Genomic DNA, 22555 nt, shown 5'->3' with positions numbered 1-22555 from the left:
GCGGGAGGGGGTGCGCGGGCGGGGCTAGGGGGAATGCCACCCCGCCCGCGCCATCGGGCTCCGCGAGGTACGGGGGGGACCTCGGAGCCCTGACGGCCGATGACCAGTCGGCCTGTCTCATACTGCGTCGGCGGTGCGGTTTCCGTTACACGTCCGCGTCGGCGCGGGGCTCCACCATCGTCGCCAGCCGGCGCAGGCCCCGGTGCGTCGCGGTCCGCACGGCCCCGGGACGGCAGCCCAGCAGCACGGCGGCGCGCTTGGCGTCCAGGCCGAAGACCGTGCGCAGCACCACCGCCCCGGCCTGCTCGTGCGGCAGCTTGCCGACCAGCGCGAACGCCCGGCTCGTGGCCAGCGCGGCGATGGCCTCCTCCGCCGTGTCGGCGCCGCCGGGCAGGTCGGTCAGCCCGGCTTCCTCCACGGAGCACTCCTGCGGCCGCCTGGCCCGCGACCTGAGGTGGTCCAGTGCCCGGTTGCGCGCGATCCGGGCCGTCCAGCCGCGGAACCGGTCGGCGTCGCCGTGGAAACGGGAGAGATCCCTGGATATGTGCAGCCACGCCTCGGCCGCCACGTCCTCGGCGTCCGGCCCGGCGACCATGGTCCGCACATACCCCAGCAGCCGTGGATGCACGGCCCTGAACACGCGTGAGAACGCTAACTCGTCGCCTTTCTGGGCCGCGCGGACGGCGGCGGTCAGTTCCCTGTCTTCCCCCTGCACTGCGTGCCCCCCTTTGCGGCCACCAGCCACTTCGTTCCCAGCGATGGTCACTGTGTGTCTCTCGCGTCGAACGCTACGCGTCGTTCACCTCCGTCGTCCATGGCGCATCCGGCCGTATCCGCTCAGTAACAGATTTTCGGCCGCTGTCGCTGTAGGGAATGCGGGCCCACGCCCCGTTGGGCTCGTGGTGCGGCAGCCGGGGTCTCTCCTGTGGGGGGTGGCGGCCCCGGCTGCCCCCAGGGGCGGCGGCGGTGCCCGCCCGGGTGCCCGAACGGATGACGTCTGGCCCCCCGAACGCCCCCATCCCGGCCCCCGCGCGGGGCGCGCCGGGAGGGCGCGGCTAGCATGGCCCGCGGCCGGTGGACCGTGATCCGGCCGGGCCGGGCCGACGTCCCCGACTGGTGACACGCCAGGAGCTGCCGGCAGGCCCCACACCGCTTCCGGAGGGTTTCTTCCGTGCCGGCAGGAACGCTGTACCGCGGCCGGGAAGGCATGTGGTCATGGGTGGCGCACCGCGTCACCGGTGTCCTCGTTTTCTTCTTCCTGTTCGTCCATGTGCTGGACACCGCGCTCGTCCGTGTGTCGCCCGAGGCGTACGACGACACCATCGCCGTCTACAAGACACCGATCGTGGCCTTCATGGAGTACGGCCTCGTCGCCGCCGTCCTCTTCCACGCCCTCAACGGGCTGCGCGTCGTCGCCGTCGACTTCTGGGAGAAGGGCGCCCGCTACCAGCGGCAGATGCTGTGGACGGTCGTCGGCGTCTGGCTGGTGCTGATGGCCGGGGCCGCCTACCCCGTGCTCGGGCACGCGTTCCGTGAGCTGTTCGGGAGCTGAATCACATGTCCACTGACCTCACCAAGAGCACGGCGAGCGGCGAAGGGACATACAGCCCCGACAACCCCGCGCCCGTCATCGAGCCGCCCCGCGCCCGCACCCGCAGGACGCCGAAGGCGACCCGCACCAACTTCGAGCTGTACGGCTGGCTGTTCATGCGGCTGTCCGGCATCCTGCTCGTCGTCCTGGTGCTGGTCCACCTGCTGATCCAGCTGGTGCTGGAGGGCGGCGTGTCGAAGGTGAGCTTCGCCTTCGTCGCCGGCCGCTGGGCCTCCCCGTTCTGGCAGGCGTGGGACCTCATCATGCTGTGGCTGGCGATGCTGCACGGCTGCAACGGCCTGCGGACGATCATCAACGACTACGCCCAGCGCGACGGCACCCGCTTCTGGCTGAAGATGCTGCTGTACACCGCCACGGTGTTCACGGTGCTGCTTGGCACGCTCGTCATCTTCACCTTCGACCCGGACATCCGCTGAACGGAACCGCCATGCAGACCCACTCGTACGACACCGTCATCGTCGGCGCCGGCGGAGCCGGGATGCGCGCCGCGATCGAGGCGACCAAGCGCAGCCGCACCGCCGTCCTGACCAAGCTGTACCCCACCCGCTCCCACACCGGCGCCGCCCAGGGCGGCATGGCCGCAGCCCTCGCCAACGTCGAGGAGGACAACTGGGAGTGGCACACCTTCGACACCGTCAAGGGCGGTGACTACCTGGTCGACCAGGACGCCGCGGAGATCCTGGCGAAGGAGGCCATCGACTCGGTCCTCGACCTGGAGAAGATGGGCCTGCCCTTCAACCGCACCCCCGACGGCCGCATCGACCAGCGCCGCTTCGGCGGCCACAGCCGCAACCACGGCGAGGCTCCCGTGCGCCGCTCCTGCTACGCGGCCGACCGCACGGGCCACATGATCCTCCAGACGCTGTACCAGAACTGCGTCAAGGAGGGCGTCGAGTTCTACAACGAGTTCTACGTGCTCGACCTCCTCCTCACCGAGGTCAACGGCGTCCGCACCACCGCCGGCGTCGTCGCCTACGAGCTGGCCACCGGCGAGCTGCACATCTTCCGCGCCAAGGCCGTCGTGTTCGCCTCCGGCGGCAACGGCAAGTTCTACAAGGTCACCTCCAACGCCCACACCCTCACCGGGGACGGCCAGGCCGCCGCGTTCCGGCGCGGCCTGCCGCTGGAGGACATGGAGTTCTTCCAGTTCCACCCCACCGGCATCTGGAAGATGGGCATCCTGCTGACCGAGGGCGCGCGCGGCGAGGGCGGCATCCTGCGGAACAAGAACGGCGAGCGCTTCATGGAGAAGTACGCGCCCGTCATGAAGGACCTCGCCTCCCGGGACGTCGTCTCGCGGTCCATCTACACGGAGATCCGCGAGGGCCGCGGCTGCGGGCCCGACGGCGACCACGTGTACCTCGACCTCACCCACCTGCCGCCGGAGCAGCTCGACGCGAAGCTGCCCGACATCACCGAGTTCGCCCGCACCTACCTGGGCATCGAGCCGTACACGGACCCGATCCCGATCCAGCCGACCGCGCACTACGCCATGGGCGGCATCCCGACGACCGTGCGCGGTGAGGTGCTGGCCAACAACACCGACATCGTGCCGGGCCTGTACGCGGCCGGCGAGGTCGCCTGCGTGTCCGTGCACGGCGCCAACCGCCTGGGCACCAACTCCCTGCTCGACATCAACGTCTTCGGCCGCCGCGCCGGCATCGCCGCCGCCGAGTACGCGGCCACCGCGGACTTCGCGGACCTGCCGGACGAGCCGGAGCGGTTCGTCGCCGAGGAGGTGGAGCGCATGCGCAGCTCCACGGGCAGCGAGCGGGTCGTGGAGATCCGCCGCGAGCTGCAGGAGACGATGGACAAGAACGCCATGGTCTTCCGTACCGAGCAGACCCTGAAGGAGGCGCTGGAGGACATCGCCGAGCTGCGCCGCCGCTACCAGAACGTCTCCGTCCAGGACAAGGGCAAGCGGTACAACACCGACCTGCTGGAAGCGCTGGAGCTGGGCAACCTCCTGGTCCTGGCCGAGGTGCTCGTCACCTCCGCACTGGCGCGCAAAGAGTCCCGCGGCGGCCACTACCGCGAGGACTACCCCAACCGCGACGACGTCAACTTCATGCGCCACACCATGGCCTACCGCGAGGTGGACGCCGACGGCAACGAGTCGATCCGGCTTGACTACAAGCCGGTCGTCCAGACCCGCTACCAGCCGATGGAGCGAAAGTACTGATGTCTACCCCGACGCTGGAGAAGTCCGGCGAGTCAGCCGCCCCGGACACCAGCCACCTGGTGACCGTGACCTTCCGGATCCGCCGCTTCAACCCCGAGGTGTCGGCCGAGGCCACCTGGCAGGACTTCGAGATCGCGATCGACCCCAAGGAACGCGTCCTTGACGCCCTGCACCACATCAAGTGGGAGCTCGACGGCACCCTGACGTTCCGCCGCTCCTGCGCCCACGGCATCTGCGGCTCCGACGCGATGCGGATCAACGGCCGCAACCGGCTGGCCTGCAAGACGCTGATCAAGGACATCGCCGAGATCTCCGGCGGCCGGGGCACGCGCCCGGTCACGGTGGAGCCCATCAAGGGCATGACGGTCCTGAAGGACCTGGTCGTGGACATGGAGCCGTTCTTCCAGGCGTACCGCGACGTCATGCCGTTCCTCATCACGACGGGCAACGAGCCGACGCGGGAGCGCCGCCAGTCGCCGCAGGACCGCGAGCGGTTTGACGACACGACCAAGTGCATCCTGTGCGCGGCGTGCACGTCCTCGTGCCCGGTGTTCTGGAACGACGGCCAGTACTTCGGCCCGGCGGCCATCGTCAACGCCCACCGCTTCATCTTCGACTCGCGCGACGAGGGCGGCGAGCAGCGGCTGGAGATCCTCAACGACCGGGACGGGGTGTGGCGCTGCCGCACGACGTTCAACTGCACCGACGCCTGCCCGCGCGGCATCGAGGTCACCAAGGCGATCCAGGAGGTCAAGCGGGCGCTCATCACGCGGCGGTTCTGACGCCCCGCCACCTCGGCGAACACCGCGGGGAACCGGGACGGAAGACCCCCTGGCCGTGGGCTTTCCGGCGGCGGGGTGCCAAGCTGCCGTCATGAGCACTCTTGCCGCGAGGCTCCTTGAGGGGCTGCCGGACGAAGCCGTTCTCACCGACCCCGACGTCACCGCCTCCTACGCCCACGACATGGCCAGCTTCTGCCCGGCGGGCACGCCCGCCGTGGTCGTGCTGCCCCGGACCACCGAGCAGGTGCAGCACGTGATGCGCACCGCGACGGAGCTGCGCGTGCCGGTCGTGCCGCAGGGTGCCCGCACCGGCCTGTCGGGCGGCGCCAACGCCGTCGACGGCTGCGTGCTGCTGTCGCTGGTCCGCATGAACCGGGTGCTGTCGATCGACCCGGTCAACCGGATCGCGGAGGTCGAGCCGGGCGTCGTCAACGCCGACCTGTCCAAGGCCGCCGCCGCTCACAACCTGGTGTACCCGCCGGACCCGTCCAGCTGGGAGCAGTGCACGATCGGCGGGAACATCGCCACCGGCGCGGGCGGTCTGTGCTGCGTGAAGTACGGCGTGACGGCCGAGTACGTGCTCGGCCTGGACGTGGTGCTGGCGGACGGCCGGCTGCTGCGGACCGGCCGGCGCACCGCCAAGGGCGTGGCCGGTTACGACCTGACGCGGCTGTTCGTCGGCTCGGAGGGCACGCTCGGTGTCGTGGTCCGCGCCGTGCTGGCGCTGCGGCCCGCGCCGCCGCCCCGGCTGGCGCTGGCCGCGGAGTTCACCACGGAGGCCGCCGCGGGCGAGGCGGTGGCCCGGATCATGGCCGAGGGCCACACCCCGGCGATGCTGGAGCTGATGGACGCCACGGTCGTGGCGGCCGTCAACCGGCTGACGCGCATGGGCCTGCCGGACTCGACGCGGGCGCTGCTGGTGGCGGCGTTCGACACGCCCGACCCGGCGGCTGACCTGGCCGCCGTCGGCGCGCTGTGTGAGGAGACCGGGGCCACCTCCGTGGTGCCGGCGGAGGACGCGGCCGAGACGGACATGCTGCTGGCCGCCCGGCGCGCCACGATGCCGGCGCTGGAGGCGGTGAAGGGCACGACGATGATCGACGACGTGTGCGTGCCGCGCTCCCGGCTGGCCGACATGCTCACCGGCACGGCCGAGATCGCCGAGCGCAACGGCCTGACGATCGGTGTCGTGGCGCATGCCGGTGACGGCAACACGCACCCCACGGTCTGCTTCGACTCCCGCGACCCGGACGAGACGCGGCGGGCGCGCCAGGCGTTCGCGGAGATCATGGACCTCGGGCTGCGGCTGGGAGGCACGATCACCGGGGAGCACGGCGTCGGCGTGCTGAAGCGGGAGTGGCTGGCGCGCGAGCTGGGCGACGACAGCCTGGCGCTGCACCGTGCTCTGAAGGGCGTGTTCGATCCGCTCGGGCTGCTCAACCCCGGCAAGCTGCTGTAGCGCGCGGGGCCGTTCACTCCCGGGCCAGCTCCCACGGCCGCCAGGCTCCGCTGGCGTCGGTGAGCCGGTCGGCGCCGGTCACGCCCGGGCGGTGGAGGATGAGGCGTTCGGCCTGCCACACCGGCAGGACCGGCGCCTCGTCGGCGGCGAGCCGGTCGGCCTCCGCCAGGTCCCGGGCGGCGCGGCTGCGGTCGGGTTCGGCGCGCGCCGCGTCCAGCGGCCGGTCGAGGTCCGGGTCGGTGAAGCCGGTGCCGAGCGCGTCGCGCGGGCCGAGCAGCGCGTCGGCGAAGGCGGCCGGGTCGGGCGACTGGGGCCACCACTCGGTGAGGTAGGCGTCGGCGTCGCGCGGCTGGCCGGGCTCGTGCGCGCGCACCGTCACGTCGAACAGCCCTTCGGCGCCGAGCTGGGCGGCGATGAGCTGGGCCTCGGCCTCGCGGGCGGCCTCGCCCGGGCCGGCCGGGTAGGCGAGGTCGAGGGCGACCGGCACGGTCAGCCCGGCCTGGCGCAGGTCGCGGCTCAGATCGCCGGCGGACGGGCGGTCCTCGTAGGCGTCGAAGTAGGGCGTGCCGTGTCCGGCGTAGCCCACGGGGACGAGGGCGTAGAGCGCCTCGACCGTGTCGTGCCGCACGTGCCGGGCGAGGGCCTCGCGGTCCAGCAGCGCCGCGGCGGCGCGGCGGGCGGCCGGCTCGGCCATCGGGCCGTCGCCCGCTGTGTCGAAGGCGAGGACCTCGGTGACGGTGGCCGCCGACTCCTGGACCCGGTAGTCTCCGCCGCCCTGGTTCGCGGCCGCCAGCTCCTCGGGCGGCAGGCTGCCGTCGAGCACGTCGAACTCGTCGTCCTGCCAGGCGTCGGCGAGGCGCCCGGCCGGCAGGTAGTGGACGGTAACCGGCTGTGCTGGCACCCGGGCGGCGCCGCGGTAGTCGGGGTTGGGCTCCAGCTCGGCGTACTCGCCCGGCTCGTAGCCGGCGAGCAGATAGGGGCCGGAGCCGGTGACCTGGCCGTCCGTGCGGGGCTGGCCGGCCTCGTAGTCCTGCCGGTCCACGACGGCCGCGGCGCCGCTGGCCAGGGCGTGGGGGAACGTCGCGTCCGGGCCGTCGAGGCGGAAGACGACGTCCTGCCCGTCCACCCGGACCTCGCGCACGCCCGCGAGCGGGCCCGGATCGCCGGCCTGGTCCGCCAGGGCGATGGCCCGCTCGACGGAGAACCGCACGTCGTGCGGCGTGACCGGGCGGCCCGAACTGAACGTCAGGCCGTCGCGGAGCGTGCACCGGTAGACGGTCAGCTCCTCGCCGTCGAAGCCGCAGGACTCGGCGGCGTCGGGCACCGGCTCGGCGCCGGGCTGGGATCCGGGGGGATAGGACAGCAGGGACTGGTACAGGCTTCCGGCCAGGGCACGCGAGCCGGGATCGGTGGCCACCGCCGGATCGAGGCTGGCCGGGGCGTAGGCCGAGCCGATCCGCAGCGGCGGCGTCTCCTCCTCCTGCGTGCGAAGGACGGCGACGGCGGTGGCCGCTCCGGCGACGACGGCCGCCCCGGCCAGCCCGGCTATCCAGGCACGTGTGCGTTTGCCCCTCACGTGGCGTCACTCCTGACCCGCGGCGTACTTCCGATCGGGTCAGATCATCACACGACGGTGGTGTCAGGTCGTGACGGAGCCCGGGACGTCGATGCGGAACTCCACCTCCACCGGCCTGCCGTTCAGCCGCACCTGCACGCTCTGGGTGCCGAGCTGCGGCGAGAACGCGGCCAGCAGGTACTCGCCCTCGCCGGGGGCGGTGACGCGGAACGACCCGTCGGCCCCGCTGCGGGTCTTTGCCAGGCTCCGGCCGCCGGAGGCGGCCGTGAGGGTGACCACCGCGCGGGGCAGCGCCACGCCGAGCGAGTCCCGCACGGTGCCCCTGATCACCAGGGGGTCTGCCTCGGCAGGGGACGTCTCCGCCGTCCGGCCCGCCCCGCTCTCGCTCTCACCTGTCTGGCCCCCGCCGATGCCGTGCGAGAGGGAGTCCGTCATGCCCCACGCCTCCTTCGACGACGCGTTTCGTTCCCGTCACGCTGTCTGTTCGTGTTCTTGTCGTTATCAAGGACACCACAACGGGGGGCTTGAGTTGACAGCTCGGCGGAACTGAAACAGAAAACGCACAAAGAACCGATTGGAGGCGTTATGCTTCGCCCGATTCAAGCCGGATGACCGTGATATCCGGGTCCGCGCCGACCCGGACGGGCGGGCCCCAGCCCCCGGCGCCCCGGCTGACGTAGAGCTGGGTGTCGCCGTAGCGTTCCAGCCCGGCGAGGGTGGGGTTGGCCAGGCCGGCGACGTAGGTGGCGGGCCACAGCTGCCCGCCGTGCGTGTGACCCGAGAGCTGGAGGTCCACGCCGTAGTCGACCGCCTCGTGGATCTGCACCGGCTGGTGGGCCATCAGCACCGACGTCCGGCGCGGGTCGCGGTCGCCCAGCGCCGCTTCGAAGTCCGGGCCGCCGTGGCTGGTGTCCTCGCCGCGCAGGTCGTTGACCCCGGCCAGGTCGAAGTACGGCAGCTCCCGGCGTTCGTTCTCCAGCGGCGTCAGGCCCAGCTCACGCACGTGGGCGATCCACTCCTCGGTGTCCACGTAGTACTCGTGGTTGCCGGTGACGAAGAACTGGCCGTCGCGGGCCCGCAGCTGGGTGAGCGGCTCGGCGGCCGCGCGCAGGTCGCCGACCTCGGCGTCCACCAGGTCGCCGACGACCGTCACCAGGTCGGGCTGGGTGGCGTTGACGGCGTCCACGACGCGCTGGCAGTGGGAGCGGCCCAGCACCGCGCTCAGGTGGATGTCGCTGACGACGGCGATGCGGTAGCCGTGCGCGGCGCGGGGCAGGTTCGCCAGCGTGACGGAGACGCGTTTGGTGCGCAGCTGCCGCGCGTTATAGGCGCCGTAACCGACCGTCGTCCCCGCGATGAGCGCCGCGCCCGAGCCGATCACCCGCGACACGAACTGGCGCCGCCGCAGCTGAGAGGCTCCGGCGGCCGGGGCGCTGTCCCGCTCTTCACCTCCGGGGCCGTCCCCGGAGTTCCCGGCACCGTCCTCGCCCGGCGTCCGGCGCGGCGTGCCGCCGGCGCCAGCGGCCTGGTGCGGTGCGGTGTCCGCCGTCCGGGCGGCAGCGGCGGCCGCGGGCGCCAGCACAGCGTCTTCTTCCGCGCCCCCGTCATTCCCGGCGTCCTCGGCCTCCCCGGCGCGCTCGGCGGGCACGGCGGCGCCGTCCCGCCGCCGGAGCTGACGCAGCCACAGGAACCGCACGATCTCGCCCACCAGCAGCGCCAGCACCAGGTACAGCACGGCGGCCAGCCAGTAGAAGCCCGGCGGTGAGACCACCTGGAGCACCCGGAACGGCAGCCCGGCCGCGTTCCCCGCCATGCTGACGGCCGCCAGTACGGGCAGCACGAACGCGAGCACTGTGCCCACGCGCCGGTACCAGCCGCCCGGCGACGACACGTCGCGCACCAGCCGTATCCAGAGGTACCGGTGCACCGCCGCCACGAGCAGCGGCAGCACCAGGACGGGGATGAGGGCCATCGGGAATCCTCTCGCTCGGTACCGCCTCAGTATGTGGCACGCCCTTCGCCCTACCAGCGCCGGTCACTCACCGGTTTGGCCCGCCCCCTCGCCCCAAGTCGCCGCTGGGCCGGTAAGTTCACGGTGTGCCGTTCAATCCCTGGTCCGCACGCCGGACCCCTCGCCGCGCCGCGGGCCGCGGCCCGCGATTCGCCCTCACCGCACGCGCCGGGCTGGTCCTGGCGTGCGCCATAGCGATCCCCTTCCTGCTCCCGCCCGCCCCGGCCGTCTCCGACCCGGCCGGCGAGACGGCCCCGCCGTCGCAGATGTCGTCCATCGGCGGCGAACTCCTCTCCCGGCCCGGCACGCAGGTCCAGCCCCTGACGGGCGCGCCGCAGCTGCCCGAGGACCTGTCCGCCAAGTCGTGGATCGTGGCGGACGCCGAGAGCGGCGACGTGCTGGCGGCACACAACGCGCACTGGCCGCTGGCCCCCGCCAGCACCATCAAGATGCTGCTGGCGGACACGCTGCTACCCAAGTTCGACCGCGACGAGCTGTACCGGGCCCGCCCGGAGCACTTCGCGGACATGGGCCCCGGCAGCAGCGCCGTCGGCATCGCCGACTACCAGACCTACACGGTCGAGGACCTGTGGCACGGCGTGTTCCTGGCGTCCGGCAACGACGCGGCCTACGCGCTCGCCGCGCTCAACGGCGGCAAGGAACGCACCGTCGAGGAGATGAACGAGCGCGCCGCCGAGCTCCAGGCCCTCGACACCCACGTCATCAACCCCGACGGCTACGACGCCCCCGGCCAGGTGTCCTCGGCCTACGACCTGACGCTCATCGCCCGCTCCGGCATGCAGAACCCGGACTTCCGGGAGTACGCGGCCACGCCCACCGCCCAGTTCCCGGGCGCGGGCTCCGGACCCGACCGCGGCTCGTACGAGATCCAGTCCACCAACCGCCTGCTCGTCGGCGACCAGGGCCTGGACCCGTACCCCGGCATCGCCGGCATCAAGAACGGCTACACCTCCTCCGCCGGGTACACGTTCACCGGCGTCGCGGAGCGCGACGGGCGGGTGCTGCTCGTCACGGTGATGGACCCGCGCGGCGACGGCCTCCAGGTGTACCGCGAGGCGGCCGACCTGCTCGACTGGGGCTTCCGGGCCGCCGACATGGTCGAGCCGGTGGGCGAACTCGTGCCGCCGCTGAGCGAACTGGAGGAGCGGACCGGTGCGCAGGGCCCGCAGGCGGGCGGGGGCGACGACGCCGGAGCCGGCGACGGGAGCAACGGCGAGACCGCCCCGCGAGACGGCGCCTCCGGCGGCGAGGGCGGGTCGGCCAGCGGCATGACCGTGCTGGTGGTCGCGGCGGTCAGCATGGCGGTCCTGGCCGCAGCCGCCTACCTCTTCCACCGGCGCAACCCGCTGCCGGCCGCCGGGCGCCGCACGCCGCAGGACGAGCCGGACGGGTCCGACGGGACCGACGGGACCGACGGAACCGGCGGCCCGGACCACCGCGGCACTGCGGCCGGCTAGCTCCCGGAAGGGCTCAGGCGGAGACCGGCCCCGGCAGCGCGCCGGGCCGCGGGGAGGGCGTGCGGGCGAACCGGAACTCCCGCTGGAGCCGCCACGCGCCGTCCCCCGCCTGTTCGTACAGGGCGAACCCGGGCACCGTCCACGACGCCTGGTAGCCGGCCATCGACGTCTGCGCGGCGTCCATCGCCTCCTCGGCGATGCCGTGCGCGAGCGTCACGTGCGGGTGGTACGGGAACGGCAGCTCGCGCGCCAGCGGCCCCGCCGGGTCGCGCACCCGCTCCTGGAGCCGCGCGCAGCTCTCGGCGCCGCCGGCGACGCGCAGGAAGACCACGGGCGTGACCGGGCGGAACGTGTCCGTGCCGCACAGCCGCAGCCGGAACGGGCTGCCCGCCGCGGCCACCGCCGCCAGGTGGTCCTCGATCTCCGGGCAGGCGTCCGCGTCCACCTCGGTCGGCGGCAGCAGCGTGACGTGCGTGGGGATACCGGCGGCCGCGGCGTCGCCGAAGCCGAGGCGGCAGCGCTGGACCAGGCCGCCGTGCGGCTCCGGGACCGCTATCGACACGCCCAGCGTGACGGTCCCCACAGCTCGTCTCCCTCCGAATGTCTCCTGCCTAGGCGCCGGCGGGGCTGAGGAAGCCCACCTTCCGGTAGACGTCGGCGAGGACCGGCGCGGCGACGGCGCGGGCCTTCTCAGCGCCCCTGGCCAGGATGGCATCCAGCTCGGCCGGGTCCTTCAGGTACTCCAGCGTCCGCTCCCGGAACGGGGCGGCCCAGTCGGCGACGATCTCCCCCAGCTCCTTCTTCAGCGGACCGTACAGCTGCCCGGCGAACTTCTCCTCGATGTCCGGGATGCTCATGCCGGTCAGCGCCGAGTAGATCACCAGCAGGTTGCTGACGCCCGGCTTGGCCGCCGGGTCGTAGCGGATGACGGTGTCGGTGTCGGTGACCGCGCTGCGGATCTTCTTCGCCGAGGTCTTCGGCTCGTCCATCAGCCAGATGATGCCCTTGGGGCTGGAGGCCGACTTGCTCATCTTGACGGCCGGGTCCTGGAGGTCGTAGATCTTTGCGCCCTCCTTGAGGATGTAGCCCTCGGGCAGCGTGAACGTCTCGCCGTACCGCGCGTTGAACCGCTGGCCGAGGTCGCGGGTCAGCTCGATGTGCTGCCGCTGGTCCTCGCCGACCGGCACCTGCGCGGCCTGGTAGAGGAGGATGTCCGCGGCCATCAGCGTGGGGTAGGTGAAGAGGCCGACGGTGGTGCCCTCGGCGCCCTCCTTCGCGGACTTGTCCTTGAACTGGGTCATGCGGGACGCCTCGCCGAAGCCCGTCATGCAGTTCAGCACCCAGGCGAGCTGGGCATGCTCCGGCACGTGGCTCTGCACGAAGAGGGTGCACCGCTCGGGGTCGAGCCCCGCGCTGAGCAGCTGTGCGACGGCCAGCCGCGTGGACTCGCGCAGCTCCTCGGGGTCCTTGGGGACGGTGATGGCGTGCAGGTCCACGACCATGTAGAACGCGTCGTGGGTCTCCTGGAGCGCCACCCACTGGCGCACCGCGCCGAGGTAGTTGCCCAGGTGGAACGAGCCGGCCGTGGGCTGGATACCGGAGAGCACGCGCGGGCGTTCCGCAGTTCGGTCAGTGGCCATGCCGCCCATTCTCGCAGGTCCGGCAAGGGCCGATCAGTTTTTCTTCTCAGCACCCCAGGCCAGCGGTAAAAAGAGGGACATACCGCCGCTTGGCCGCAAGATCGGAGGTTACCCGTGACCGCCACAGGAAAATCTTCCACCGCCCGAGGGCGGCTGCCGGACCAGCTGATCGCCACCGCCGAGGCGCACAGCGCGCACAACTACCACCCGCTGCCCGTCGTCATCTCCAGCGCACGGGGGGCGTGGATGACGGACGTCACGGGGCGCCGCTACCTGGACATGCTCGCCGGGTACTCGGCGCTCAACTTCGGGCACGGCCACCCCCGGCTGATCGCCGAGGCGCGCGCCCAGCTCACGCGGCTGACACTGACGTCGCGGGCGTTCCACCACGACCGCTTCGCCGCGTTCTGCGCCGGCCTGGCCGAGCTGTGCGGCATGGAGATGGTGCTGCCGATGAACACCGGCGCGGAGGCGGTCGAGACCGCCGTGAAGACGGCGCGCAAGTGGGGCTACGAGGTCAAGGGCGTGCCCGAGGGCCAGGCCCGCATCATCGTCGCCGAGGGCAACTTCCACGGCCGCACCACCACCGTCATCAGCTTCTCGACGGACGAAGAGGCCCGGCGCAGCTTCGGCCCCTACACGCCGGGGTTCACGGTCGTGCCCTACGGCGATCTGGACGCGCTCACGGCCGCCATCGACGGGGACGGCGCGGGCGGCGGCAACACGGTGGCGGTGCTGCTCGAACCGATCCAGGGCGAGGCCGGCGTGCGGGTGCCGCCGCCGGGCTACCTGGCGGGCGTGCGCCGTGTCACGCGGGAGCGGAACGTCCTGTTCATGGCGGACGAGATCCAGTCGGGCCTGGGCCGGACCGGGCGGACGTTCGCCTGCGAACACGAGGACGTGGTGCCGGACGTGTACGTGCTCGGCAAGGCGCTGGGCGGCGGAGTGGTGCCGGTGTCGGCGGTGGTCTCCTCCTCGGAGATCCTCGGCCGCTACCGGCCCGGCGAGCACGGCTCGACGTTCGGCGGCAACCCGCTGGCGTGCGCCGTCGGCTGCGAGGTCATCGCCATGCTGCGGGAGGGCGGGATCCAGCAGCGGGCGGCGGAGCTGGGCGAGCACCTGCACCAGGAGCTCGCGGCCCTGGCGGGCGCGGCCAGGGGCGCCGTCACCGAGGTGCGGGGGCGCGGGCTGTGGGCAGGCGTGGACATCGCGCCGGAGCACGGCACCGGACGGCAGATCTCCGAGCGATTGATGGAGCGCGGCGTGCTGGTGAAGGACACCCACGGCAGCACGATCCGGCTGGCGCCGCCGCTCGTCATCGCCAAGGACGACCTGGACTGGGGGCTGGCCCGGCTGCGCGAGGTCCTCGGCGTGGCGTGACGGCCCGGCGGCCGGGGGCCGGGCGGCCGGGCGGTGTTCCGTCCTCCCCCCGCGAGGACGCAACACCGCCGCCGGCCCATGGTGCGCCGGGCGGCGGCCGGCCGCCAGCTTCGGGGCGGGGCGGGGGAAAACCCGGGACGTCCCAGCCACTGACCTGCTGGGACGCGGCGCGAACTGGCACCGGAGCGGGACGGCGCCATTGCCCTGGTGGGTGCCGTTGCCCACGATGGAGGGGGCGCGAGGCGGACCGGGGGTGGAGCATGTCCCGTTGGAAGGCGTTATCCGGGTCGCTGGATCCGCACGCCCGGCGGCTCGTGGTGGAGCTGCGCGCGCTGAAGGACCGCAGCGGGCTGAGCCTGGACGCGCTCGCGGCCCGGACCGGCACCAGCAAGTCGTCCTGGGCGCGGTATCTCAACGGCCGCGGCCTGCCGTCCCGTCACGCCGTGGAGCGGTTCGCCCGCGCCACGGGCGCCGCCGCCCCCAGCCAGCTGCTGGCGCTGTGGGAGCTGGCCGCCGCCTCGGCGCCGGGGGCCGGCGAGCCGGTGGCGGCACGGGCCGGGCCCGGCGGGCTCGCGGCCGGGTCACCGGCAGCGACGGGGAACGACACGCGGTGGCCGTTATGGCGGCGCTGGCGCCTGGGCGTGACCGCCGCGCTGCTCGTCGCCCTCGCCGCCGGGCTGCTGGCGCTGAGCGCGGTGCGCCCCTGGGACAGCGGCGCGGGGCAGGCGGCCTCCGCGCCGTCCGGCACGCCCACGCCCGTACCGAGCACCACCGGGGCGTCCCCCGTCACCTACCCGTGCCAGTTCTACGAGTACGAGGGGCTCGACTACGCGGGCCACAGCACGACGCTGACCACCGAGTTCGGCCTGGGGTCCAACGGCGAGCCGATCGCCGAGGTGCAGTGCCTGGTCAAGCGGCACGGCTTCGACCCCGGCGCCATCGACGGCATCTTCGGCCCCAACACCGAGGCGGCGGTCATCGCGTTCCAGCGGGACCAGGGCCTGGCCGGCGATGGCATCGTCGGGCCCCAGACGTGGCGGGCGCTGCGCGGTGGGTGAGACACGGCGGCGGCCGGCGGCGCCGGAGGTGGAACACCTGCTCGCGCGGCTGCGCGAGGTGAAGGAGCGGTCCGGGCTGAGCTACGCGGCGCTCGGCGCCAGGACCCGGTGCAGCAAGTCGTCCTGGCAGCGGTACCTGTGCGGCCGGACGCTGCCGCCCCGCGAGGCCGTCGAGGACCTGGCGCGGCTGGGCGGCGAGGCCCCCGAACGGCTGGTGGCGCTGTGGGAGCTGGCCGAACGCGCCTGGCGGCGCCGCGACGACGCCGGTGACGCCGGTGACGCCGGGCACGCGCCCGCCGCCGCGCCGCCGGCGGGGAACCGCGGGCACACCGCCACGGCCCGGGTGGCGCTGGCCTGCCTGGCGACGGCGGTGGCCGTGCTCGCGGGGGTGCTTGTGCTGTGGCGGCCGGCCGGGACCGGCCCGCCCGCCGCGCCGCCGGCCCCGGCCGCCACGGCCACCGGCCGGTGCGCTGGTGCCTCCTGCACCGGCCGCGACTCCGACTCGGCCGGCACGGCCTGCTGGGCGGACGCCGGCACGCGCGCCCGGCTGACGGCGGGCGGCCGGACGGTGGAGCTGCGGGCGAGCGCCGCCTGCCAGGCGGCCTGGGCCCGCCTGACCGAGCCCCGGTCCGGCGACCAGGTGTGGATCGAGGCGGGCGACGAGCGGCAGGCGATGCGGGCCACGGCCCGCAACCGCTATATGCACACGCTGATGATCGGCTTCGAGCGGCCCGCGCGCGCCCGCGCCTGCGTGACCCTCGCCGACGGCACCTCGGTCTGCACCCACTGGGCCAGCGTGGGACCGGAGCAGCCGGACCTCTGACGGCCCGTCCGCCACGGCCCGCGCGGGGGTGTGCAGCGGGCGTGAGCGCGCCCTTAGATAGCCTGAACGCTGGTCGCCGTGCTAGGACGCCGCCATTTGGACCACCCCCTGGAGGTAGCCATGTCCCGCACTCCCGTCACCGTCACCGTCACCGGCGCGGCCGGTCAGATCGGGTACGCCCTGCTGTTCCGGATCGCCTCCGGGCAGCTGCTCGGCCAGGACGTGCCGGTCAGGCTGCGCCTGCTGGAGATCACTCCCGCGCTGCCCGCCGCCGAGGGCACGGCCATGGAGCTGGACGACTGCGCGTTCCCGCTGCTGACCGGCATCGACATCACCGACGACCCGGCCACCGCGTTCGACGGCACCAACGTGGCCCTGCTGGTAGGCGCCCGGCCCCGCACCAAGGGCATGGAGCGCGGCGACCTGCTGGAGGCCAACGGCGGCATCTTCAAGCCGCAGGGCAAGGCCATCAACGACCACGCCGCGGACGACGTGCGCGTCCTGGTCGTGGGCAACCCGGCCAACACCAACGCCCTGATCGCGCAGTCCGCCGCCCCGGACGTGCCCGCCGAGCGGTTCACGGCGATGACCCGCCTCGATCACAACCGTGCCCTGACCCAGCTGGCGAAGAAGACCGGCGTGTCCGTCTCCGAGATCCGCAAGCTGACGATCTGGGGCAACCACTCCGCGACCCAGTACCCGGACGTCTTCCACGCCGAGGTGGCGGGCAAGAGCGCCGCCGAGGCCGTGGACGAGGCGTGGCTGACCGACGAGTTCATCCCGACGGTCGCCAAGCGCGGTGCCGCCATCATCGAGGCCCGCGGCGCCTCCTCGGCCGCCTCCGCCGCCAACGCCGCCATCGACCACGTGTACACCTGGGTCAACGGCACGCCCGAGGGCGACTGGACCTCGATGGCCGTGCCCTCCGACGGCTCTTACGGCGTTCCCGAGGGCCTGATCTCCTCGTTCCCGGTGACCTGCTCGGGCGGTTCGTACCAGATCGTCCAGGGCCTGTCGATCAACGACTTCTCCCGCGCCCGCATCGACGCCTCGGTGCAGGAGCTGAAGGACGAGCGCGAGGCGGTCAAGTCGCTCGGCCTGATCTAGCCTGACCCGCATGCTGCTTCCCCGGCTGGTTCCCCGGTGGTTCGCCAGGCTGGCGTCCCAGCTTGCCCGGCTGGTGCCCCGGCGGCAGTCCCGGCTGAAGCCCCGCCGCCCCGTTCTGGCCGCCGCCAGCGCGCTCGGCCTGCTGGCCACGAGCGCCTGCGGCGTGCTGAACGAGGCGGCGGGCGAGGAGACTGCCGAGACCATCGTCATCGCGCTTCCCGACTGGACAGGCGGCCAGGCCACCGCCGGCATGGCGAGGTACCTGCTGGAGGCGAAGTGGGACCACGTGTCGGTGGAGCTGGTGAACCTCGGCCAGGCCGAGGCCTGGGACGCCCTGGCCACCGGTCAGGTCCACGCCCTCATGGAGGACTGGGGCGCGCTCCCGGACCGGCGGGAGCTCTACGTCGAGGAGAAGCGGAACGTCACGGACGCCGGGGAGCTGGGCATCACCGGGCGCGTCGGCTGGTACGTACCGCAGGCGTACGCCGACGCGCACCCCGGCGTGCTGCGGGCTGAGAATCTGGGCGAGTTCGCCGGCGACTTCGGCGGCGAGGTGCTGGAGGGCGACCCGTACCACGCCACGCATGACGAGGAGATCATCGCCGGCCTCGGGCTGCCGCTGCGCCCCGCCCCCACCGGCAGCGAGGACGCGCTGATCGAGGAGATCAGGGCCGCGGACGAGGCGGGCGAGCCGCTGCTGGCGTACTTCTGGCGGCCGCACTGGCTGCACACCGAGACGGACCTCGCCGAGGTGGAACTGCCCGCGGAGTACTACCCCGACCGGCCGCTGCACAAGTACCTGAACCGGTATTTCCTTCAGACCCGCGGCGAGCCGGCGGAGTTCCTGCGCGACTTCACCTGGACCGAGCAGGAGCAGAACGAGGTGGCCCGCCTCATCGCCCGCGGGCTCACGCCCCGCGCCGCCGCCGAGGAGTGGGCCCGGGACCACCCCGAGCGCGTCGCGGAGTGGCTCGGGGCCACCGGATGAGCCGTCCCGCGGGGCCGGCCGGCCCTCAGCCGGCGGAGAACCGCAGCAGGTCCCGCAGGAACGGCACTTCTATCAGCGGGTCGGGCTGCGCCATCAGGGTCAGCACGACGATCGCCGCGCCGAGTATCCCGTAGGTGGCCACGTCCGTGGTCCGGGAGCGGACCGCCAGCATGCCGACCTGCGGCAGCCAGGCCCGCAGCACGGCGCCGCCCAGCAGCGCACCGCCCACGATGAGCAGCCCCGGGCGGAAGCTGGCGATGGTCACGAGCAGCCCGGCCAGCGTCGCGCCGAGTACGGCGAGCAGCGGCCACTGGCGTATCGGCGCCGGCGCGCTGCCGGGCGCGGTGCGCTCCCCGCCCTCGGGACGGGCGGTGGAGCTCGTCGGGTAGCTCGGCACGTCCGCTCCCTCCGTCGTCAGGCTCCGCCCGCCGCGGCGGCGCGCTCGGCGGCCTCCACGACGTTCACCAGCAGCATGGCGCGGGTCATGGGGCCGACGCCACCCGGGTTGGGCGACACCCAGCCGGCGACCTCGGCGACGCCGGGGTGGACGTCGCCGACGACCTTGCCGTTCTCGTCGCGGCTGACGCCGACGTCGAGCACGGCCGCGCCCGGCTTGATGTCCTCGGGCTTGATCAGGTGCGGCACGCCCGCCGCGGCCACGACGATGTCGGCCTCGCGCAGGTGCGCGGCCAGCTCGCGGGTGCCGGTGTGGCACTGCGTCACGGTGGCGTTCTCGCTGCGGCGGGTCAGCAGCAGCGGCAGCGAGCGGCCGACCGTGATACCGCGGCCGACGACCACGACGTGGGCGCCGGCGAGGGGGACGTCGTAGCGGCGCAGCAGGGCGATGATGCCGTTGGGCGTGCAGGGCAGCGGGGCGGGCTCGCCGAGCACGAGGCGGCCGAGATTGGCCGGGTGGAGGCCGTCCGCGTCCTTGGCCGGGTCCATCAGCTCCAGCACGCGGAAGGCGTCGATGCCGCGCGGCAGCGGCAGCTGCACGATGTAACCGGTGCAGGCCGGGTCCTCGTTCAGCTCGCGCACGACCGCCTCGATCTCCTCCTGGGAGGCGGTGGCGGGCAGCTCCCGCTGGATGGAGGCGATGCCGACGGCGGCGCAGTCGCGGTGCTTGCCCGCGACGTACTTCTGGCTGCCGACGTCGTCGCCGACGAGCACGGTACCGAGGCCGGGCGTGACGCCGCGTTCCTTCAGCGCGGCGACGCGGGCCGCGACGTCGGACTTGACCGCCTTGGCGGTCGCCTTGCCATCGAGAATCTGCGCGCTCATGCCCCTATCCTCGCGGATACCGCGCCGCCAGGCCCAACCGGTCCCCGGTTATCCTCCCCCGGACCGCCGCGTACCCGAGCCGCGAAGGGGCCCGCACCGATGCCGCTCTTCCCGTCGTCACCGTCCGCTTCACCGTCTCCCTCGCCGTCCGGCCCGGGCGAGTCCGGGCCGCCCAGAGCGGCGCGGGCGATGACGTTCGCGGTGGCCGGGCTCAATCTGCTGCTCGGCCTGATGACGCTGTCGACCGGGCTGTCCAGCGGCGAGGAGCTGGAGCGCGAGTACGACGTGCGGGCGTCCACGCTGATCGGCGCCAGCTTCTTCTTCCTGGCCCACGGCGGCGTGGGCGCGGGCCTTGGCTGGCTGTTCGCGCGGGGCGGCAACGGCGTGCGCGTGGGCACGACGGTGTGGGCGGTGTTCGCGGTGTTCCTGGGGATGCTGTCGGCGCCGGTCGGGCTGGTCAACGTCCTGCTGGCGGCGCTGGTGGTGGTCTTCCTGGCGCAGGCACCGGCGCGCGCGTGGTTCTCCCGGGCGCGCTCCTGACGGCGCGCGCCGACACGGCGGCCTGAGCGGTGCCCGGAGCAACACGCCGGGGCGGGGCGCGTGTGCTGGAATACGCCGCATGAACGTGACGAACGGCACACGCGAGGCCGCCGGAAAGTACTCCGTCTTCACCGCGCCCAAGGGCGGGGTGATGACGCGGGAGGCCGGGGTGATCACCGGCGAGCTGGAGCTCCACACGGCGGCGGCCGAGGACGGCACCCTGACGCTGCGGGTGCGGTACGCGGGCGCCGCCGAGTGGTACACGGTCGACGGCGGGCCGTTCCGGCTGCACGACCCGCGCGACCACGAGGTGCTCCACGAGGTGCTGGTGGCGCTGCTCCACCGCGACCATCCCTGACGCGCGGCGTGGCGCCGGCGCGCCGGGGACGGCGGGAGGTCAGTGGAAGAAGTGCCGCGTCCCCGTCAGGTACATGGTGACGCCGGCCGCCCTCGCGGCCTCGATGACGGCCTCGTCGCGCACCGAGCCGCCCGGCTGGGCCACGGCCCGCACGCCCGCCTCGGCCAGCACCTGGAGCCCGTCGGGGAACGGGAAGAAGGCGTCCGACGCCGCGAACGAGCCCCTGGCCCGCTCCTCCCCGGCCCGCTGCACCGCCAGCCGCGCCGAGTCCACCCGGTTGACCTGGCCCATGCCGACGCCGACCGTGGCGCCGTCCTTGGCGAGCAGGATGGCGTTGGACTTCACCGCCCGGCTGGCGCGCCAGGCGAAGGCCAGCTCGGCCAGCTCCGCCTCGGCCAGCGGCTCGCCGGCCACCAGCCGCCAGGTTGCCGTCTGGTCGCCCTCGGCCTGGAGGCGGTCGGTGACCTGCACCAGCGCGCCGCCGTCGATCCGCCGGAACTCGCGGCCGGCGGCCGGCGGCTCGGGGCAGCGCAGCACCCGGATGTTCTTCTTGCGCGACAGCGCCGCCAGGGCGCCCTCCTCGTAGCCGGGGGCGACGATGACCTCGGTGAAGATCTCGGCGACCTGCTCGGCCATGGCGGCCGACACCGGCCGGTTGACGGCGATCACGCCGCCGTAGGCGGACAGCGGGTCGCAGGCGTGGGCCTTGCGGTGGGCCTCGGCGACGTCGGCGCCGACGGCGATGCCGCAGGGGTTGGTGTGCTTGATGATCGCGACGCACGGCTCGTCGTGGTCGTAGGCGGCCCGGCGGGCGGCCTCGGTGTCGACGTAGTTGTTGTACGACATGGCCTTGCCGTGCAGCTGCTCGGCGGCGGCCAGGCCGGTGCCGCTGCCGTCGGCGTACAGCGCGGCGGCCTGGTGCGGGTTCTCGCCGTACCGCAGCGTGCTGGCCAGCGACAGCGACACGGCGGTGAACTCGGGGAACTCCCCCTCGCCAGCTTCCTGCTGGGCGAACCACTCGGCGACGGCGGCGTCGTAGCGGGCCGTGTGCCGGAACGCCTCGGCGGCCAGCCGCCGCCGGGCCGCCAGATCGAAGCCGCCGGCCGCGACCGCGTCCAGCACCTCCTGGTAGCGCGCCGGGTCGGTGACGACGGCGACGGACGCGTGGTTCTTGGCCGCGGCGCGGACCATCGCCGGGCCGCCGATGTCAATCTGCTCGACGCACTCGTCGAACGAGGCGCCCGACGCCACCGTCTGGCTGAACGGGTAGAGGTTCGACACCAGCAGGTCGAACGGCGCGATGCCCAGCTCGTCGAGCTGCTCGCGGTGCTCCTCACGCCGCTGGTCGGCGAGCAGGCCGGCGTGCACGCGGGGGTGCAGCGTCTTCACGCGCCCGTCGAGGCACTCGGGAAAGCCCGTCAGCTTCTCCACGGCCGTGACCGGCACCCCGGCGTCGGCGATGCGCTGGGCCGTCGAGCCGGTGGAGACCAGTTCCACGCCGGCCGCGTGCAGGCCGCGCGCCAGCTCGGACAGGCCCGTCTTGTCGTAGACGCTGACCAGCGCGCGGCGCACCGGCCGCTTCGTCTCCTCAGTCACCGATACTGACCTTTCGTCCCTCGATGGTGTAGCCGTCGCGGGCCAGGCGCCCCACGACGTCGACGAGCAGCCGCCGTTCGACATCCTTGATCCGCTCGTGCAGCGCGGCCTCGTCGTCCTCGTCCCTGATCTCGACCACGCCCTGCGCGATGATCGGCCCGGTGTCCACGCCCGCGTCGACGAAGTGGACGGTGCAGCCGGTGACCTTCGCCCCGTACGCGAGCGCGTCGCGCACCCCGTGCGCCCCGGGGAAGCTGGGCAGCAGCGCGGGATGGGTGTTGATGGTCCGGCCGCCGAACTCCGCCAGGAAGCGGGCGCCCACGATCTTCATGAAGCCGGCGGAGACCACCAGGTCGGGCCGGTGCGCGGCGACGGCCTCGGTCAGCGCCGCGTCCCACTCCTCGCGGGTGGCGTAGTCCCGCACCCGGCACACGAAGGTGGGCAGGCCGGCCCGCTCGGCGCGGCGCAGCCCCTCGATGCCGCCGCGGTCGGCGCCGACGGCGACGACCTCGGCTCCGTAGGCGTGCGGTCCCCGCGCGGCGATCTCGTCGAGCAGCGCCTGGAGGTTGGTGCCAGAGCCGGAGACGAGCACGACCAGGCGCGCCGGGGACGCGGGCTCAGCGGGAGGTGCCACGGCAGGGTCTTTCTCGGATGCGGAACGGCTAAGCGGGAGGCGGGAGGGCC

General features: G+C 73.4%; 22 protein-coding genes and 1 pseudogene. 13 read left to right on the top strand and 10 right to left on the bottom strand.

All coding sequences use genetic code 11. The features are described from left to right. Window positions 1–172: 172 nt before the first annotated feature. Window positions 173–715 (bottom strand): annotated as a pseudogene (locus JK356_RS03370) (RNA polymerase sigma factor); the annotation flags it as partial. Between the two features lie 456 nt (window positions 716–1171). Between JK356_RS03370 and sdhC the strand changes: the two are divergent. The 5 genes from sdhC (at window position 1172) to JK356_RS03345 (ending at window position 6035) form a co-directional block, all read left to right on the top strand. After that, window positions 1172–1552, top strand: a complete 381-nt coding sequence (gene sdhC / locus JK356_RS03365; RefSeq protein ID WP_201865964.1) for a succinate dehydrogenase, cytochrome b556 subunit — start codon at window positions 1172–1174, stop codon at window positions 1550–1552. 5 nt (window positions 1553–1557) lie between these two features. Continuing rightward, window positions 1558–2028, top strand: coding sequence for a succinate dehydrogenase hydrophobic membrane anchor subunit (locus tag JK356_RS03360; RefSeq protein WP_201865963.1), 471 nt, complete (start codon window positions 1558–1560; stop codon window positions 2026–2028). A gap of 11 nt (window positions 2029–2039) precedes the next feature. Then, on the top strand, window positions 2040–3794 hold the full coding sequence (gene sdhA / locus JK356_RS03355; RefSeq protein WP_201865962.1) for a succinate dehydrogenase flavoprotein subunit: 1755 nt from the start codon (window positions 2040–2042) through the stop codon (window positions 3792–3794). Continuing rightward, window positions 3794–4576: a succinate dehydrogenase iron-sulfur subunit gene (locus JK356_RS03350; protein ID WP_201865961.1), complete on the top strand. Its 783-nt coding sequence runs from the start codon at window positions 3794–3796 to the stop codon at window positions 4574–4576. The genes sdhA and JK356_RS03350 overlap by 1 nt, the downstream gene beginning before the upstream one ends. A gap of 91 nt (window positions 4577–4667) precedes the next feature. Beyond that, window positions 4668–6035 carry an FAD-binding oxidoreductase gene (locus JK356_RS03345; RefSeq protein WP_201865960.1) on the top strand — a complete coding sequence of 456 codons (1368 nt, stop codon included), beginning with the start codon at window positions 4668–4670 and terminating at the stop codon, window positions 6033–6035. Between the two features lie 13 nt (window positions 6036–6048). Here JK356_RS03345 and JK356_RS03340 read toward each other — a convergent pair whose 3' ends face one another. The 3 genes from JK356_RS03340 to JK356_RS03330 form a co-directional block, all read right to left on the bottom strand. Further along, window positions 6049–7611 (bottom strand): ABC transporter substrate-binding protein, encoded by a 1563-nt coding sequence (locus tag JK356_RS03340; RefSeq protein ID WP_201865959.1) that lies wholly within the window; start codon window positions 7609–7611, stop codon window positions 6049–6051. A gap of 63 nt (window positions 7612–7674) precedes the next feature. Continuing rightward, window positions 7675–8046, bottom strand: coding sequence for a carboxypeptidase-like regulatory domain-containing protein (locus JK356_RS03335; protein WP_201865958.1), 372 nt, complete (start codon window positions 8044–8046; stop codon window positions 7675–7677). Window positions 8047–8194: 148 nt separating this feature from the next. Continuing rightward, window positions 8195–9583: a metallophosphoesterase gene (locus JK356_RS03330; RefSeq protein WP_201865957.1), complete on the bottom strand. Its 1389-nt coding sequence runs from the start codon at window positions 9581–9583 to the stop codon at window positions 8195–8197. A gap of 125 nt (window positions 9584–9708) precedes the next feature. On the opposite strand from JK356_RS03330, the gene JK356_RS03325 reads away from it, so the two are divergent. Beyond that, window positions 9709–11100: a D-alanyl-D-alanine carboxypeptidase family protein gene (locus tag JK356_RS03325; RefSeq protein WP_374100598.1), complete on the top strand. Its 1392-nt coding sequence runs from the start codon at window positions 9709–9711 to the stop codon at window positions 11098–11100. 13 nt (window positions 11101–11113) lie between these two features. Here the strand turns inward: JK356_RS03325 and JK356_RS03320 are convergent, their stop codons facing one another. Both JK356_RS03320 and trpS read right to left on the bottom strand, forming a co-directional pair. Then, a complete protein-coding gene (locus tag JK356_RS03320) occupies window positions 11114–11683 on the bottom strand; it encodes a 2'-5' RNA ligase family protein (RefSeq protein WP_201865956.1) in 570 nt (189 codons plus the stop codon). Between the two features lie 28 nt (window positions 11684–11711). Then, complete coding sequence (gene trpS / locus JK356_RS03315; RefSeq protein ID WP_201865955.1) at window positions 11712–12740, bottom strand: tryptophan--tRNA ligase; 1029 nt, start codon at window positions 12738–12740, stop codon at window positions 11712–11714. 114 nt (window positions 12741–12854) lie between these two features. Here trpS and rocD point away from each other — a divergent pair, with 114 nt between their 5' ends. From rocD to JK356_RS03290, 5 genes are all read left to right on the top strand, one after another. Further along, entirely contained in the window at window positions 12855–14120 is a 1266-nt protein-coding gene (gene rocD / locus JK356_RS03310) for an ornithine--oxo-acid transaminase (protein WP_307815378.1), read from the top strand. Between the two features lie 260 nt (window positions 14121–14380). After that, window positions 14381–15178 (top strand): peptidoglycan-binding protein, encoded by a 798-nt coding sequence (locus JK356_RS03305; protein WP_201865954.1) that lies wholly within the window; start codon window positions 14381–14383, stop codon window positions 15176–15178. Next, the gene (locus tag JK356_RS03300) at window positions 15171–16001 is read left to right on the top strand and encodes a helix-turn-helix transcriptional regulator (protein ID WP_201865953.1); all 831 of its coding nucleotides are present in this window, start codon (window positions 15171–15173) and stop codon (window positions 15999–16001) included. Before JK356_RS03305 ends, JK356_RS03300 begins: the two co-directional genes overlap by 8 nt. A gap of 120 nt (window positions 16002–16121) precedes the next feature. After that, entirely contained in the window at window positions 16122–17108 is a 987-nt protein-coding gene (locus JK356_RS03295; RefSeq protein ID WP_201865952.1) for a malate dehydrogenase, read from the top strand. 10 nt (window positions 17109–17118) lie between these two features. Then, window positions 17119–18096 carry a glycine betaine ABC transporter substrate-binding protein gene (locus tag JK356_RS03290; RefSeq protein ID WP_201865951.1) on the top strand — a complete coding sequence of 326 codons (978 nt, stop codon included), beginning with the start codon at window positions 17119–17121 and terminating at the stop codon, window positions 18094–18096. Window positions 18097–18121: 25 nt separating this feature from the next. Here JK356_RS03290 and JK356_RS21600 read toward each other — a convergent pair whose 3' ends face one another. Continuing rightward, window positions 18122–18493 carry a DUF3017 domain-containing protein gene (locus JK356_RS21600; RefSeq protein WP_307815377.1) on the bottom strand — a complete coding sequence of 124 codons (372 nt, stop codon included), beginning with the start codon at window positions 18491–18493 and terminating at the stop codon, window positions 18122–18124. Between the two features lie 17 nt (window positions 18494–18510). Continuing rightward, window positions 18511–19377 (bottom strand): bifunctional methylenetetrahydrofolate dehydrogenase/methenyltetrahydrofolate cyclohydrolase, encoded by an 867-nt coding sequence (locus JK356_RS03280; RefSeq protein WP_201865950.1) that lies wholly within the window; start codon window positions 19375–19377, stop codon window positions 18511–18513. 189 nt (window positions 19378–19566) lie between these two features. On the opposite strand from JK356_RS03280, the gene JK356_RS03275 reads away from it, so the two are divergent. Then, window positions 19567–19917: a hypothetical protein gene (locus JK356_RS03275; RefSeq protein WP_201865949.1), complete on the top strand. Its 351-nt coding sequence runs from the start codon at window positions 19567–19569 to the stop codon at window positions 19915–19917. A 79-nt stretch (window positions 19918–19996) separates the two neighbouring features. Further along, window positions 19997–20275, top strand: a complete 279-nt coding sequence (locus JK356_RS03270) for a hypothetical protein (RefSeq protein ID WP_201865948.1) — start codon at window positions 19997–19999, stop codon at window positions 20273–20275. A gap of 39 nt (window positions 20276–20314) precedes the next feature. Here the strand turns inward: JK356_RS03270 and purH are convergent, their stop codons facing one another. Beyond that, window positions 20315–21955, bottom strand: coding sequence for a bifunctional phosphoribosylaminoimidazolecarboxamide formyltransferase/IMP cyclohydrolase (gene purH / locus JK356_RS03265; RefSeq protein WP_201865947.1), 1641 nt, complete (start codon window positions 21953–21955; stop codon window positions 20315–20317). After that, window positions 21864–22505, bottom strand: coding sequence for a phosphoribosylglycinamide formyltransferase (purN, locus tag JK356_RS03260; protein WP_201865946.1), 642 nt, complete (start codon window positions 22503–22505; stop codon window positions 21864–21866). Before purN ends, purH begins: the two co-directional genes overlap by 92 nt. Window positions 22506–22555: the final 50 nt, after the last annotated feature.

The sequence above is a fragment of the Streptomyces sp. 7-21 genome (genome assembly GCF_016741785.1).
GTDB lineage: Bacteria > Actinomycetota > Actinomycetes > Streptomycetales > Streptomycetaceae > Streptomyces.
Note: the sequence above shows the minus strand (reverse complement) of the source record. Positions and strands in the feature narration are given on the sequence as shown.

What these genes read in the sequence shown, in the direction of transcription:
- trpS (WP_201865955.1), bottom strand. Translation starts at nt 12,740, where the DNA reads ATGGCCACTGACCGAACTGCGGAACGCCCGCGCGTGCTCTCCGGTATC.
- JK356_RS03295 (WP_201865952.1), top strand. Translation starts at nt 16,122, where the DNA reads ATGTCCCGCACTCCCGTCACCGTCACCGTCACCGGCGCGGCCGGTCAG.
- JK356_RS03335 (WP_201865958.1), bottom strand. Translation starts at nt 8,046, where the DNA reads ATGACGGACTCCCTCTCGCACGGCATCGGCGGGGGCCAGACAGGTGAG.
- JK356_RS03290 (WP_201865951.1), top strand. Translation starts at nt 17,119, where the DNA reads ATGCTGCTTCCCCGGCTGGTTCCCCGGTGGTTCGCCAGGCTGGCGTCC.
- JK356_RS03275 (WP_201865949.1), top strand. Translation starts at nt 19,567, where the DNA reads ATGACGTTCGCGGTGGCCGGGCTCAATCTGCTGCTCGGCCTGATGACG.
- purH (WP_201865947.1), bottom strand. Translation starts at nt 21,955, where the DNA reads ATGTCGAACGGCGGCTGCTCGTCGACGTCGTGGGGCGCCTGGCCCGCG.
- JK356_RS03305 (WP_201865954.1), top strand. Translation starts at nt 14,381, where the DNA reads ATGTCCCGTTGGAAGGCGTTATCCGGGTCGCTGGATCCGCACGCCCGG.
- sdhA (WP_201865962.1), top strand. Translation starts at nt 2,040, where the DNA reads ATGCAGACCCACTCGTACGACACCGTCATCGTCGGCGCCGGCGGAGCC.
- JK356_RS03360 (WP_201865963.1), top strand. Translation starts at nt 1,558, where the DNA reads ATGTCCACTGACCTCACCAAGAGCACGGCGAGCGGCGAAGGGACATAC.
- JK356_RS03330 (WP_201865957.1), bottom strand. Translation starts at nt 9,583, where the DNA reads ATGGCCCTCATCCCCGTCCTGGTGCTGCCGCTGCTCGTGGCGGCGGTG.
- JK356_RS03345 (WP_201865960.1), top strand. Translation starts at nt 4,668, where the DNA reads ATGAGCACTCTTGCCGCGAGGCTCCTTGAGGGGCTGCCGGACGAAGCC.
- JK356_RS03280 (WP_201865950.1), bottom strand. Translation starts at nt 19,377, where the DNA reads ATGAGCGCGCAGATTCTCGATGGCAAGGCGACCGCCAAGGCGGTCAAG.
- JK356_RS03350 (WP_201865961.1), top strand. Translation starts at nt 3,794, where the DNA reads ATGTCTACCCCGACGCTGGAGAAGTCCGGCGAGTCAGCCGCCCCGGAC.
- JK356_RS03270 (WP_201865948.1), top strand. Translation starts at nt 19,997, where the DNA reads ATGAACGTGACGAACGGCACACGCGAGGCCGCCGGAAAGTACTCCGTC.